Source organism: Paeniglutamicibacter sp. ZC-3, assembly GCF_025847175.2.
GTDB lineage: Bacteria > Actinomycetota > Actinomycetes > Actinomycetales > Micrococcaceae > Paeniglutamicibacter > Paeniglutamicibacter sulfureus.
In genome coordinates this window covers 17892-31898 of record NZ_JAOYTG010000005.1, presented here as the reverse complement: position 1 = coordinate 31898, position 14007 = coordinate 17892, and the positions used below count along the sequence as shown (strand labels likewise).

At 64.8% G+C, this 14007-nt stretch carries 13 protein-coding genes; 6 read left to right on the top strand and 7 right to left on the bottom strand.

Annotated features, from left to right (window positions below):
• Positions 1-108: 108 nt before the first annotated feature.
• Positions 109-1818 carry an L-aspartate oxidase gene (locus OIU93_RS07525; protein ID WP_372342888.1) on the top strand — a complete coding sequence of 570 codons (1710 nt, stop codon included), beginning with the start codon at positions 109-111 and terminating at the stop codon, positions 1816-1818.
• 82 nt (positions 1819-1900) lie between these two features.
• On the opposite strand, the gene OIU93_RS07520 is transcribed toward OIU93_RS07525, so the two are convergent.
• Positions 1901-3199 (bottom strand): aromatic acid/H+ symport family MFS transporter, encoded by a 1299-nt coding sequence (locus OIU93_RS07520; protein ID WP_264269473.1) that lies wholly within the window; start codon positions 3197-3199, stop codon positions 1901-1903.
• Positions 3200-3247: 48 nt separating this feature from the next.
• Here OIU93_RS07520 and OIU93_RS07515 point away from each other — a divergent pair, with 48 nt between their 5' ends.
• The gene (locus tag OIU93_RS07515; protein ID WP_264269472.1) at positions 3248-4060 is read left to right on the top strand and encodes an IclR family transcriptional regulator; all 813 of its coding nucleotides are present in this window, start codon (positions 3248-3250) and stop codon (positions 4058-4060) included.
• Between the two features lie 243 nt (positions 4061-4303).
• On the opposite strand, the gene OIU93_RS07510 is transcribed toward OIU93_RS07515, so the two are convergent.
• A complete protein-coding gene (locus OIU93_RS07510; protein WP_372342884.1) occupies positions 4304-4435 on the bottom strand; it encodes a hypothetical protein in 132 nt (43 codons plus the stop codon).
• Between the two features lie 262 nt (positions 4436-4697).
• On the opposite strand from OIU93_RS07510, the gene OIU93_RS07505 reads away from it, so the two are divergent.
• Positions 4698-6500, top strand: coding sequence for an L-lactate permease (locus OIU93_RS07505; protein ID WP_264269471.1), 1803 nt, complete (start codon positions 4698-4700; stop codon positions 6498-6500).
• 883 nt (positions 6501-7383) lie between these two features.
• Here the strand turns inward: OIU93_RS07505 and OIU93_RS07500 are convergent.
• The 3 genes from OIU93_RS07500 to OIU93_RS07490 are packed head-to-tail and all read right to left on the bottom strand — an operon-like array spanning position 7384 to position 10329.
• Positions 7384-8022 (bottom strand): lactate utilization protein C, encoded by a 639-nt coding sequence (locus tag OIU93_RS07500; RefSeq protein WP_264269470.1) that lies wholly within the window; start codon positions 8020-8022, stop codon positions 7384-7386.
• Between the two features lie 4 nt (positions 8023-8026).
• On the bottom strand, positions 8027-9532 hold the full coding sequence (locus tag OIU93_RS07495; protein ID WP_264269469.1) for a LutB/LldF family L-lactate oxidation iron-sulfur protein: 1506 nt from the start codon (positions 9530-9532) through the stop codon (positions 8027-8029).
• The gene (locus OIU93_RS07490) at positions 9529-10329 is read right to left on the bottom strand and encodes a (Fe-S)-binding protein (protein WP_264269468.1); all 801 of its coding nucleotides are present in this window, start codon (positions 10327-10329) and stop codon (positions 9529-9531) included. Before OIU93_RS07490 ends, OIU93_RS07495 begins: the two co-directional genes overlap by 4 nt.
• 213 nt (positions 10330-10542) lie before the next feature.
• Between OIU93_RS07490 and OIU93_RS07485 the strand changes: the two genes are divergently transcribed.
• Together OIU93_RS07485 and OIU93_RS07480 are read left to right on the top strand one after the other, a co-directional pair.
• A complete protein-coding gene (locus OIU93_RS07485; RefSeq protein WP_264269467.1) occupies positions 10543-10794 on the top strand; it encodes a hypothetical protein in 252 nt (83 codons plus the stop codon).
• Positions 10795-10920: 126 nt separating this feature from the next.
• Positions 10921-11655, top strand: coding sequence for a FadR/GntR family transcriptional regulator (locus OIU93_RS07480; RefSeq protein WP_264269466.1), 735 nt, complete (start codon positions 10921-10923; stop codon positions 11653-11655).
• Positions 11656-11746: 91 nt separating this feature from the next.
• On the opposite strand, the gene OIU93_RS07475 is transcribed toward OIU93_RS07480, so the two are convergent.
• Positions 11747-12757: an NADP-dependent oxidoreductase gene (locus OIU93_RS07475; protein WP_264269465.1), complete on the bottom strand. Its 1011-nt coding sequence runs from the start codon at positions 12755-12757 to the stop codon at positions 11747-11749.
• A gap of 38 nt (positions 12758-12795) precedes the next feature.
• A complete protein-coding gene (locus OIU93_RS07470; RefSeq protein ID WP_264269464.1) occupies positions 12796-13185 on the bottom strand; it encodes a DUF1304 domain-containing protein in 390 nt (129 codons plus the stop codon).
• Between the two features lie 94 nt (positions 13186-13279).
• Between OIU93_RS07470 and OIU93_RS07465 the strand changes: the two genes are divergently transcribed.
• Positions 13280-13876, top strand: coding sequence for a TetR/AcrR family transcriptional regulator (locus OIU93_RS07465; protein ID WP_264269463.1), 597 nt, complete (start codon positions 13280-13282; stop codon positions 13874-13876).
• Positions 13877-14007: the final 131 nt, after the last annotated feature.

Genomic DNA, 14007 nt, shown 5'->3' with positions numbered 1-14007 from the left:
GTTCGATAGCGTATCCGCATTGAAACGAGTCAAACAATTCATTGGACGGATCGAGGTCCCGTTCTTAGCGTTGAATACATGAGAACAACGAATGCGAACGAGCAACAGATTTCCACCACGGTCCTGGTCATCGGCACCGGAGGATCGGGCCTGCGGGCGGCCATCGAACTGGCGGAAATGGGGGTGGACGTGCTCGCCCTGGGCAAGCGCCCGCGCGACGATGCCCACACCTCGCTTGCCGCCGGCGGCATCAACGCGGCGCTGGGCACCATGGACAAGGACGACAGCTGGCAGCAGCATGCCGCCGACACCATCAAGGAAAGCTACTTCCTGGCCAACCCGCACACCGTGGAAATCGTGGCCCGCGGAGCCGCGCAAGGAATCCAGGACCTGGAACGCTACGGCATGGGATTCGCGCGGGAAGAGGACGGCCGCATCTCGCAGCGCTTCTTCGGCGCACACACCTTCCGCCGCACCGCCTTCGCCGGCGACTACACGGGCCTGGAAATCCAGCGCAGCCTGGTGAACCGGGCCGAGCAACTGCGGATCCCGATCCTGGACTCGGTGTACGTCACTCGGCTGCTGGTGAAAGACAACCAGGTCTTTGGCGCCTACGGCTTCGACATCAACACCGGCAAGCGCTACCTCATCCATGCCGACTCGGTCATCCTTGCCGCCGGAGGCCACACCCGCATCTGGCGCCGCACCTCCTCCCGCCGCGACGAAAACACCGGGGACGCCTTCCGCCTGGCCGTGGACGCCGGCGCCCGGCTGCGCGATCCTGAGCTGGTGCAATTCCACCCCTCGGGCATCATCGAACCGGAGAATGCCGCCGGCACCTTGATCTCCGAGGCAGCCCGCGGGGAGGGCGGCATCCTTCGAAACGCGCTGGGGGAGCGGTTCATGGAACGGTACGACCCGGTGCGCAAGGAACTCTCCACCCGGGACCGCGTTGCGTTGGCTGCCTACACCGAGATCAAGGAAGGTCGCGGCACCAAGAACGGCGGGGTTTGGCTGGATATCTCGCACCTGCCCCGCGAAACCATCATGGAGCGCCTGCCGCGCGTCTACCAGACCATGATGGAGGTTCAGATGCTCGACATCACCGCCGAGCCCATCGAAATTGCCCCCACCGCGCACTACTCCATGGGCGGGGTCTGGGTGCGCCCGGAAGACCACAGCACCGACGTCGACGGACTCTATGCCATCGGAGAGGCCTCCAGCGGGCTGCACGGCGCCAACCGGCTGGGCGGCAATTCGCTGATCGAGCTGCTGGTCTTTGGCCGCATCGTGGCACGGGCCGCGGCGAAGTACTCGGCGTCGCTGGATTCCCAGCCCCGCTCACACGAGGCGCTGGCGACCGCGCGGGCCGAGATTGACGACCTGCTGGCGGCCGAGGGCCAGGAGAACGTGCGCGAGCTGCAGCGCGCCATCCGGAACATGATGACCGACCATGCGGGTGTGGTGCGGGACGAGGACGGCCTGTTGGCCGGCCTGGCGAAGCTGGACTCGATCGAAGAGCGCATGGAGGCCGTGGGGATCCACCCCGACATTGCGGGCTACCAGGATCTGGCCCACGCATTCGACCTGAAGGGATCCGCGCTGGCCGCACGGGCCACCCTCGAGGCAGCACTTGAACGCCGGGAGACCCGTGGCTGCCACAACCGCAGTGACTACCCCCAGATGGACGATTCCCTGCGGGTCAACTTGGTGTGGTCGCCTTCCGCCGGAATCGTTCGCGAGGAAATCCCCGAGATCTCGTATGAAATCGCCCGGCTTGTCAAGGACGTTTCCAGCGTCGGAAAGCTCGTGGAGTAGCGGGCCGGCGGTGCTGCCTGCGGCCTGGGTGGCCGTTCCCCGCGGAGGGGAAGGCCGCCCGGGTCACGGCATTTTGCGGCGGCTAGTGCTGTTCCGCCGGATCGGCCACGGGCTTGACGCGGAAGGTGATCACGGCGAACAGGACTGCGGCCAGGCCCGCTCCCAAGGCGAAGACGAGGAAGTTCGAGTTGACGCCGAGCCCGGAGGCCAACAACAGTCCGCCAACCTGCGGGGCTGCGACGGCGCCGATTCGGCCCATGCCCATTGCCCAGCCCAGCGCGGTGCCGCGCAGGCGCTCCGGGTAGTGGTTGGCGACGGCGGCGATCAGCAGCGCCGCGGTGCCGTGGGTGCCCACGCCGGCGAGGATCAACATCGCGTAGACGACGCCGACCGGGGGAGTGGTCATGATGACGGCCAGGCCGATCCCGGCCACGAGGGCCGCGGCGGCCGCGGCGGGGGCGGCGCCAAAGCGGTCCCCGGCCCAGGCCGTGACGACGGAGCCTGCCACTGCGCCCAGGTTCAGGGCCAGCGCGAAGGTCAGGGCCGAGCCCAGGTCGTACCCGGCCTGCTCCATCAGGCTGGGCAGCCAGGTGCCCAGGCCGTACCAGGCGAAGAGGATAGCCAGCGAGGCCACCGCGAAGAGCACCGAGGCACGGGCATAGGGGGCGCGGAGCAGCTGGCCGAAGCCGGAGCCGCGGCGCGCGCCAGGACCGCTGCGGTGCTTGAAGGACAGGGTTTCGGGCAGGTAGCGGAAGCCCATCGGCACCACCACGACCAGCGCGATGACGGCAATCAGGAACATCGCTTCCCAGCCGAAGGCCGGGATGACCCAGATGCCAGTGACGGCTGCGATCGAACCGCCGATGGGCACACCCGACATCATCAACGTGGCCATGGTCGAACGCCAGCGGTCCGGCACCAGCTCGGCCACCATGGCGTTGGCTGAGGGAACGAGGCCACCCAGGCCGATTCCGGCCAGCAGGCGGAGGGCACCGAAGACCAACGGGTTCGGGGCGAAGGCGCACAAGATGGTGAGGGTGGAGAAGAGGATCGAGCAGGCCAGGATGGTCCGTCGCCGACCCAGCACGTCGGCCAGCCGTCCGGCCCCGAGCGCACCGATCATCATGCCCACGAAGGCCAGCGAGCCGATGGTGCCCATGGTCGTCGGGGTCAGGCCCCAGTCGTCGATCGCCAGCAGGGATGACTGCACGGTTCCGTACACAATGAGGTCGTACCCGTCGAAAACCACCAGCAGCCAACAGGTCACAATGGCCAGCACGGCCTTGCGGTTTGAGATGTTCCTGGGCTGTGACGGCTGTGCCGAATCGCCGGTGTTCTGTCCGGTGGGACCCGCAACGGCGCTCGTTGTGGAAAAAGTCATAGGTACAAGTGTTGCCGGTCTCAGTGTGACGGCGCATATAATTCTGATGTGCAGAAATTACGGGTAAGCCGCGAGATCCCCCGCTACCCCATCGAGGCGGTCGACAACGCCCTGAAGCTCATTGAACTGTTGCGTGACCATGGTTCCGTCCGGCTCAAGGACGCGGCCGTCGAGCTCGGCGTCGCGCCCTCCACCGTCCACCGCCTGCTGGCCATGCTCATTTATCGCGGCTTTGCCGAACGCGCGAGGGGCCGCGGTTACGTTCCCGGTCCCGCGCTCGGGGCCGGACCGGCCGGCCACGGCAAGATCAGCGAGCTGCGTGCCCTGGCCCAGCCGCTGCTGGAGGACCTGGCGGCCACGGTGCGGGAAACCGTGAACCTGATGGTGCGCGTGGGCGGGGAAGTCCGCTTCCTGTCCACCGTCGAGGGTTCCCGGCCGGTGCGCGTCGGCGACCGCCAGGGGACGGTGCTGCCGGCTCACCGGGCCTCGGCCGGAAAGGCCATGCTGGCCCGGCTCGACCCGCACGAGCTCGAGCAGCTCTACCGGGGGGAAACGGCCACCGCGCGCAAACTCAATGAGGCTGACTATGCCGCCTTGGTGCGCGAACTCGGATTCGTCCGGGATCGCGGGTTTGCCGCCAACTTCGAGGGGACCGAAGAGGGGGTCAGCGCGCTGGGAATGGCCATAACAAACGCGGACGGCGAGGTGGTCTGCGGCATCAGCGTGGCCATCCCGCAATCCCGTTTCCGGGAGGTGTTCGACGCGGGCCTGCTCGGGGAGACAGCGCGCACCGCCAAACTGCTGGAAGAGCGGCTGAGTGAGGTGGCCGACGGCGCCGGGTTGGACCGAGACAAGCCGTAATCGGCGCGGATCAACCGGTGGTCCGGCACGCCTCCGCGATGGGTTCTTGCTTCGACTATGCCGGCTCGTGCCTTCTCGGCGCGACGGTCCTAGGCATCTGCCACGATGATGACGTCCAGCTGGCACGGGCCGTGTGTGCCCTCGACTCGCTCAAGTTCGACGTGGCTGGGGCGCTGGGACCGGAGATCCGGGTCAGTGGGCGGGTGATGTCCATGCGCGGGAGCGCCTCGGGCAGCAGGCGCATTAGTCCGCAACAGGCTTGTCCGGCGGGAAGGCGAGCTCGTGGCCGTGTCGTTCGAGGATGGCACCCGTTGTTTGGGCGGTGCCCGGGTACTGGACATCGACGATGCAGGTGGCGAAGAATGCGCGGCCCATGAATGCCCGTCGTGACCTGTGACGGAACACGCGCCTACCATGTGGTCAGTGCCTGGTTAGGAGGCTCTTCACGGGAATTCGGCATGGCTGGCCGGAAAATAAATTGGTGACTGCTCTCACAATTCGGCCGAATGTGCGCTAGGCTACTGAGGTCAGACCATAGTGGTCTGACCATAGGTTGGTCATCTTGTCGCAAGAGAACGAATTCAACGGGTACGGTGTGGATTCCCCTGCGTGAGAATGGTCAGAGAGGACCACAAATATGGACAACTTAGCTGTACTCGCCCTTCTCGCGCTGGCGCCGATCCTGGTGGTCGGCGTGCTGCTCGCCGGCTTCCGCTGGCCGGCCAAATATGCCATGCCCGTCGGATACGTCGTCGCTGTGGTGGTCGCGCTGCTCGTCTGGAAGATGGACTTCGCCGGCGTGCTTGCCGCCTCGATCGAGGGCCTCATCGTCGCGGCCACCATGCTTTACATCGTGTTCGGCGCGTTGCTGCTGCTTGCGACCCTGACTGTGGGCGGCGCAATGTCCGCCATCCGAGCCGGATTCAACAACATCTCGCCTGACCGTCGCGTCCAGGCCGTAATCATCGGCTGGCTCTTCGGCAGCTTCATTGAGGGCGCCTCCGGCTTCGGCACGCCCGCCGCCGTCGTCGCGCCGTTGTTGTTGGCACTCGGTTTCCCGGCCATGGCCGCAGTGATGGTCGGACTGATCATCCAGAGCACGCCCGTGAGTTTCGGCGCCGTCGGAACCCCCATCCTCATCGGTGTGCAGCAGGGACTCGGCGGTGACCCCGCAGTTGCCGAACGCATCAACGTGCTGGGCCTGACCATGCCGGAATTCATCAACTCCATCGGGTTCCAGGTCGCGGTGATACACGCCATTGTGGGACTGCTCATCCCGCTGATCCTGGTCTGCATGCTCACGGGGTTCTTCGGTCCGGACAGGCGCTTCCGCGACGGCCTGGCCGTCTGGCCCTTCGCGATCTACGCGTCCCTTGCCATGACGGTGCCCTCCGTCCTCACCGCTCGCTTCCTCGGTCCCGAGTTCCCGTCGCTGTTTGGTGGCCTGATCGGCCTCACGCTGGTCATGTTCACCTCCAGCCGCGGATTTCTGATGCCTAAGAACGTCTTTGACTTCGGTCCGCGATCGACCTGGTCCGAGCGCTGGATGGGCAACCTTGAATCGGCCAAGGCCGTTGACCTGACCGCTCCCATGAGCCCGCTGCGTGCTTGGGCACCGTACATCTTGATGGGTTCGCTGCTGGTTGCAACCCGGGTGATCCCGGAACTTAAGGGGTTCCTGACAGGTCTCGCGATTCCCGTGAACGACATCCTCGGCACCGGAATCAGCACCTCCATCCAGCCGTTCTACCTCCCGGGCTTCGTGCTCATCCTCGCCTCCGTGTTTGCCTTCGTCCTGCACCGGATGAACGGCACGCAGATCGCCAGGGCTTTCAAGGTTTCGGCCAATCAGCTCTTTGGCACCGCGGTGGCGCTGCTCTTTGCTGTTCCGCTGGTCCGCATCCTGATCCAGTCGGGACCGGAACTGAACGCTTCGGGGCTCTCCAGCATCCCTGTGACGTTGGCCGAGGGCGCGGCCGCGATCTCCGGCGGATCCTGGCCGCTCATTGCGCCCTGGATCGGAGCGCTGGGAGCGTTCGTGGCCGGTTCCAACACTATCTCGAACCTGACCTTCTCGCAGTTCCAGTTCTCCACCGGTGCCCAGATCGGGGTCCCCCCGGAAGCCGTGGTGGCGGCGCAGGCCGTGGGCGGAGCCGGTGGCAATCCCATCTCCATCCACAACATCGTTGCCGCATCGGCGACCGTTGGCTTGCTGGGACGCGAAGGCGACCTGCTGCGCAAGACGATTCTGGTCACGGTCTACTATTGCCTGGCCGGAGGAGTTATTTCCTTCCTCTTCATCCACGGGCTGGGCCTGAACGCCGGAACGGTGATGTTGGTGCTGCTGCTGGCGGCCCTCGCCCTGATTGTCCGGTGGATGCTCAAGCAGAAGCCGTACCTGGCGGCCAATCACGTCGGAGGGCGGACACGGAAGGCCTAGGCCCGGAGGCGTCGGCCCGAAGGGGCCAACGTCCGCGCCGGCTGGAAGGGGTGAAACGGTCGGCTCCGTGCCTGCAGATGGCCGGTGCGGGGCTTGGCCCCGTGCACGGCCCAGATACCTTGCCGCGAAGCTGAATTCACATACGGGAAAGGCACGGAACCGCGTGGTTCCGTGCCTTTCCCGTATCTCGTCTCGGTTGCTGTCGACGGCCGGGGTCCCCGCTGACGGGCGTGCCAGGCGATCGCGCTGGGTCCCCGGAGGAGGGACAAATCGCGCCGTTCGCCCGGCAACCGTGATTCCAACTGAGCCTGGCAATGCGCTTTCTGCCGCGCTGCACGCCAAGGCGAGGGTGTCACTGGGCGGAAACCAGGAAGTGCCCATCAGCGATCGTCCGATCGAACTGGATGCAGCCGTCGAGAGGGGGCATATGGCCGCATGCCGTGAAGTGCACGGCCAAGCAGTGGTGGCGGTCGGCATCCGGGAGGGCGCGCGCAGATTGCTCCGGGCTGCGCCGCGAAGCCGGGCGTCGAAGAACGGGGAACGGCGATGCACTCTAGACGTACAAAGGGCGGCCGGTACGGCGCCCGGGCGAGCCAGGATCACCGCCGCGGTGGAGGGCTTCCGCACGCCACCCCTCCGGGAGCGGTCGAGGCGCTGGAAGTGCGGCTGGATGCGGTTCTCAAAGGCCCGTCGCCCACGGTTGACGTCGGGCCTGGGCCTGGGTGGCTGCCCCGAAACAGCGAGGAGTTGGCCCCGGACGAACCATGGGGCCAACTCCTCGTGACTCAGGAATCAAATGAAGTTTGTGCCGTGTGCTTCTTACAGCTGTTGTCCGCCGGCGATGGTGCAGGCCACCGCAATACCGGCTTTTGGTATCCGGAAACTACAGCCCCGTGACGATGATGACGTCCAACTGGCGCGGGCCGTGGACGCCCTCGACGCGCTCGAGCTCGATGTCGCTGGTCGCGCTGGGGCCAGAGATCCAGGTCAGTGGGCGGGTGATGTCCAAGCGCGGCAGCGCCTCGGGCAGCAGGCGCACGATGGAAGAGACCGGGACCACGCACACGTGGTGGTCGGGCACCAGGGAAATCGCCCGGCGTCCCTGGTCGCCGCTGCCGTCAAGCACGATGGTGCCGGACTCGGCAATGGAAACCGCCGAGGAGGTGAGCACCGCGCCGGTGCCATCCAGCTCGGCCACGCTGAGCACGGCACCCGGGGCGTCGATGCGGCGGCGCGAATCGTCGGCCAACGCGGCATCGCCAAGCCACGCCTCGTCGATGCCGTGCGGCACCACGTAGCTGGTGGCATCCTTCAGACGCTCGGCAATGGTCGCCGGGAGTTCCGGGGCGGCCACGACGTCCACGTGTGCCTGGTAGTCCTCGAGCCGGTCGACCAACAACTCGATGAGTTCGGCTTCTGGCATGTCCGAAGCGGTCCGGTACCCGCGGGGGACCGGACCCGGGGCTGGGGCGTCACGCAGTGCCGAGGTGATGCGGGAGAGGATTTCTTCCTTGGCGCTCATCGGTTTACTTCTCCTGCTTAGTTTTTGGTGCAACCGGTTCGTGGTCCTTCTTCCACCAGTCGCGGAAGGATTGGGCCGGGGGAGCGGGGATGTCACGGGACTGGGTCCATCCTGAGGCAATGCCCGGCAGGCGCTTGATCTTCTTGTCGCGGCCAGCGGCGAGCTTGCCCAGCGGCAGACCCTTTTCCAGCAGTCCCAGGTGCTTGCCCGAGGAGAAGGCCCACTGGGCACCCTTCATCATCAGGTCCATCTGGCTAGGCAGCTTCTTTTCCCCGCGCCGGGAATCCACGTCCTCGCCGCGCAGGTGCACCAGGATCTCGGGGATGTTGATCTTCACCGGGCAGGCGTCGTAGCAGGCGCCACACAGGGAGGACGCGTAGGGCAGGGAGCTGTTTTCCTCGGACTTGATGCCGGTGAGCAACGGGGTGAGGATCGCGCCGATCGGGCCCGGGTAGGTCGACCCATAGGCGTGGCCGCCGGTGCGCTCGTAGACCGGACACACGTTCATGCAGGCCGAGCAGCGGATGCAGTTCAGTGCGGTGCGTCCGTACTTGTCGGCCAGCGCGGCGCTGCGTCCGTTGTCCATCAGCACCAGATGCACGTTCTGCGGTCCGTCGCCCTCCGTGACCCCTGTCCACAGCGAGGTGTAGGGGTTCATGCGCTCTCCGGTGGAGGAGCGTGGCAGCAACTGCATGAAGACCTCGAGGTCCTCCTTGCCCGGCAGCAGCTTCTCGATGCCCATGACGGTGATCAAGGTTTCGGGCAGGGTCAGGCACATGCGTCCGTTGCCCTCGGATTCGACCACCGCGAGGGTGCCGGAGTCGGCCAAGGCGAAGTTGGCGCCGGAGATCGCGACCTTGGCGGAGAGGAACTTCCGGCGCAGGTGTTCGCGGGCCGCCATGGCCAGCAGGCGCGGTTCGTCCGTGAGATTCGGGTCCACGTTCGGCATCTCTTTGAGGAAGATGTCGCGCACCTCGGTGCGGTTCTTGTGGATGGCCGGGACCAGGATGTGGCTGGGCTTGTCGTGGCCCAGCTGGACGATCAGCTCGGCCAGGTCGGTTTCGAGGGCCGAGATGCCCTGTTCCTCGAGGTACTCGTTGAGTCCGATTTCCTGGGTGGCCATCGACTTGACCTTGACGACCTCGGTCGTGTCCTGTTCCTTGATCAGGTCGGCAACGATTCGGTTGGCCTCGTGGGCGTCGCGGGCCCAGTGGATGACGCCGCCGCGGGCGGTGAAGTTCGCTTCGAACTCCTCCAGCAGCGCCGGCAGATTCGCCATGACCTGGTTCTTGGTGGCCGAGCCCGCATCACGCAGCTCCTCCCAGTCGGGAAGCTCGGCGACGACCTTCAGGCGCTTGTCGCGGATGGTGTGGGTGGCATGGCGCAGGTTGGCGCGCATCTGGGTGTTGCCCAGTTCGCGGTGCGCGGCTGCCGGGAAGGGTTCCTCAATGTGGAGGTTGCCGTCGCCGAAGACCGGAAGGGTCGGCATGCCCATGAAGACGTTGCTCATCGCACGCCCGCCTTTCCTACGAGGATCGCACCGGTCACCGAGACCGGCTCGTCAATGGTGCTGGCCAGGATCTCGGCAAAGTGCAGGGTCGTGGCACCCGACTTGGTGCGCGAGAGCCCGCCACCGATGTGCATGAGGCAGGAGGCATCGCCGCCTGCGCACAGCGAGGCACCCGTGGAGTTTACGTTCTTGGTCTTGTCCTCCAGCATGGCGGAGGAGACATCTGCGTTCTTCATGGAGAACGTACCGCCGAAGCCGCAGCATTGGTCGGCTTCGGGCAGGTCCGCGACCGTTATGCCACCCACACTCTTGAGCAGGTCCAGCTGCCGATCGCCCAGTTTCAGCGACCGCATGCCGTGGCAGGAGGGGTGGTAGGTGACCTTGTGCGGGAAATGCGAGCCGAGCTGTTCGGCTGCGTTTTTCACGCCCAGGACATCGACCAGCAGCTGGGACAGTTCGTAGGTCTTGGCGCCCACCGACTCGGCCCGGGCCTTGAGCGCCGAGTCCCCGCATCGTTCTGCAAGGACCGGGTGCTGGTGCTTGACGGAGGCAACACAGGATCCCGACGGCGCCACGGCCACGTCGTAGGTTTCGGCTTCGAAGGCCTTCACGTGATTGGCGACCACGGTGAGCGCTTCGTCCATGTAGCCGGAGTTGATATGCATCTGGCCGCAGCATGCCTGCCCTGAGGGGAAAATGACCTCGTGGCCGAGGCGCTCAAGGATCTTGACCGTGGCACGCGCGGTTTGCGGATACATGGCGTCAACGATGCAGGTGGCGAAAAGTGCGATTTTCATTCGGTGATCCTTCCGGCGCATTCAGCCGAGGAATTGATGTGGTCTGACCATACTAGGACGTGATCGCCCCCACGTCCACCCGCAAGGACTTACGGAAGGAAAGGTTGTGATCCCGCTCACCGGCCGGCCGGTTCCTGGGTTATGCTGATGTGGTAGGACCATAGAGGTTCGACCGCCCCTATCCGCGCTCAATGACCAAAGCCAAGGACGCCCGTGGACACCTATACACCCACCGCAGGCCCGCTGGCCCGGGGGCATGGCGCTTACCACCATCGTTTCCCTGCTGCCGCTGCTGATTTGGCCGCAGAACCTGGCTATTGCCGCGACCCGGTGGCGCTGGAAGGCAAGGAGCCGGTCATCCTGCAGAAAGTCGCCAGCCGGTTGGTGGGCTTGCTGCTGGTGCTTTGCGTGCTGGTGTATCTGCAATCCACGCCGATCCTGGGCTGGATGCTGCAGACCCCGTAATGCCATTCCGGTAAATGGAAAGTACGAAGAAGATGCCTCAGGCCGTGGCGGATGGAAGTTCCCGGCCGCTGCCGCGACTCGTTGAGTGCGGCCGCCCAAACCTCGGAGCCGTGGGAAAATGAAGCCGTGACCAGCAAAGAAAGTACATCGCCGCAGCCCGCCCGAGCCTACGAGACGGTTCTGGGCAGCATTGAGGCCGACCTGAGGGCCGGGAAGATCAAAATTGGCGACCAATTGCCCGGCGAGCGATCCCTGGCCGAGACCCACGGGATCTCCCGGGCCTCGGTCAGGGATGCCATCCGCATCCTTGATGCGATGGGCATGGTGCGCACCTCCACCGGGTCCGGGCCCAACTCGGGAGCCGTCGTCATTTCCGAACCGGCGATAGGCCTCTCGGCGACCTTGCGGCTGCACGTCGCATCGCGCCAGCTCCCGGTCGCCGACATCGTCGAATCCCGCATCCTGCTCGAAACGTGGGCGGCCGAGTCCGCCGACCTGACGAGCAACCCCGAGCACAGCGACGAGGTGCTGCGACGTGCGGGCGAACTGCTCCAGGCCATGGACGAGCCGGGGCTCGACCGCGAGAAATTCCACGACCTCGACTCCCAATTTCATGTGCTGCTTTCATCACTGGCCGGAAACGCCGTCATCGAGGCCATGATGGAATCGCTGCGCCTGTCGATCAGTGACTACGTCAGTGAATCGGTGAGTGGCAATGAGGCCTGGCAGAAGATCGCCGAGGTCCTGCGCGTGCAGCACCACGGAATCCACAAGGCGGTTGCGGCGGGTGACGGAACGTTGGCGGCCAAACTCCTGCGCGAACACATCGAGTGGTTCTATACGGAGTCGCGGCAGCTCTAACTGCGCGCAGTCGCCAAGGGCCGGCCCCAAACGCCCAAAAAACAGGGCTGCGTGGAACCGGCCAATCTTCGCCATCGTGCGAAGCAGCTGCTTACAACTTCACTACCATCTTGCCGGTGTTAGCCCCCTGCATCAGGTCGATGAATGCCTGCACGGAGTTCCCCAGTCCTTCGACGACGGTTTCGTCGAAGACGATCTTGCCTTGGGCGATCCATTCGGACATGTCGGCCATGAACGCCGGGTAGTGTTCGGCATAGTTCCCTACGGTGAACCCCTTCAGGTTCAGGCCGCGAGTGACCATGTTGCTCATGTTGCGCGGACCCACCGGTGCGTCCGTGGAGTTATAGACGGAGATGGCTCCGCACAGCGCGCCGCGACCACCCGAATTGAATGCATCCAGCGCCGCTTCCAAGTGTTCCCCGCCCACGTTGTCGAAATACACGTCGATGCCTTCGGGTGCCGCTTCGTGCAACTGCCCGCGGACCGGTCCGTCCTTGTAATTGAAGGCGGCGTCGTAGCCGTACTTTTCGGTCAACAGTTCAACCTTCGCAGCGCTTCCGGCGGACCCGATGACGCGCTTGGCTCCCTTGAGTCGCGCGATTTGACCTGCCGCGCTGCCCACAGCGCCCGCTGCACCGGAAATGAACACGGTTTCACCGTCCTTGAGCCCGGCGATTTCGAGCAATCCCACATATGCCGTGAATGCCGTCATTCCCAGAATCCCGAGGTAAGCCGACAGCGGCAGGCCCTCAATGTCGCGCACCACCCGGAAATGGCTTGCTTCGTCTTGGGAAACATCACGCCACCCCAGCTGGTGCAGCACGGGGTCGCCGACATTGAATCCTTCGGCGCGCGATTCGACCACGCGGCCGACCGCTCCACCCGTCATGACCTCGTTGAGGGCGTACGGTGCCGCGTAGGACCTGGCGTCGTTCATGCGCCCGCGCATGTAGGGGTCGACAGAAAGGAACTCATTGGCCACCCGGATCTCACCCTCGGCGAGTTCAGGTAGTTCAACGGTGACCGTGGAGAAGTTCGCGTCCGTCGGCCATCCGGCGGGGCGGCTGGCCAGATGGATCTGGGTGCTGGTGTATGTGGACATAAAGTCGTGGCTCCGTTTCGGGTAGGAATTTGGGGGCTTTAGCGAGTGAAGGCAATCAGGCCAAAGGCGATGGCCAAGGCAGGTGCGGTGAGTTGGAGAAACGCCGCGCGAGCAAGTTTGGGCGAGGAAAAGAGCAAGACCAAGCCCGCGGCCACCATCGAGCCAGTGCCGGCAAAGATCAGTGTCGCTCCGACAATGGTGGAGGAAGCGAGGACGGCCGCCATGCCCACAACCGTGATGACGGCCAAGAACAGGTTGTAGAACCCTTGGTTGAACGCCAGCGGCTTCGTCGCGCTTGCCTCGGCATCTGTTTGGATGCCGAAGGCCTTGCGGGTGGACGGGCGGTCCCAACGCAGGGACTCGAGTACAAAGATGTACACGTGGATTGCCGCGGCAAGGCCGGCGAAAGTCATGGTTGTCAACAGCATCTGGTGGGCCCCTGAATCGAAAACGTGTTTGTGTAACGCTCATTCCAATATATACTGGAATGACCGTTACACAAAATAGGGGGATTCAGGTCTCATGGCCAGAACGCAGGAATTCGATACCAGCAAGGCACTCGGCGATGCCCGGCGCGTCTTTTGGGAAAAGGGGTTCGACGCCACCTCGATCGCGGACCTCGAATCCGCCACGGGTCTGGGCCGTTCGAGTATTTATCACGGCTTTGGCTCCAAGCGGGGTCTGTTTGACGCTGTGATCCAGGATTACATGGATACGATCCTGCGACCTCGCCTGAATTTGCTGCACGACCCAACGCTGCCTGCGCGAGGTATTTCGATTTACTTGGAGTCGTTGTCCGATGCCTTGGTGAAGACCGCGGGCCAGGCCACGAATCGAGGATGTCTGCTGTTGAACACCGCGGCGGGCATCGCGGGAAACGACGAGGCGCTTAGGATGCTGATCGATGGATATCAGATCGAGTTGCGGGATGGCGTTGCCGGCGCCCTGCGCGCAGCGGACCCTACGCAAACCGAATCGCTGGTTCTTGCCCGTGCCCGAATCGTCGCCGGGCTGACTATGAGTGCGCTGCTCATGGCGCGGCTGAACCTTGCTGAGGCGCGGGCCACCCTCGAAGCGGCCGGGGAACAATTCCGTCAGTGGCTTCCTGTGGGCTCGTAGATTCGATAGGCCGCGGTTCGTGGTCCAGTGGCACAGGAACCGCACCAAATACGACACCCACAGGCGGTGCTGGCTACCCTGCCTGATGCCCCGCCAATGAGTCAGAAGCGCGTTGGCCCGGAGACCCGCCT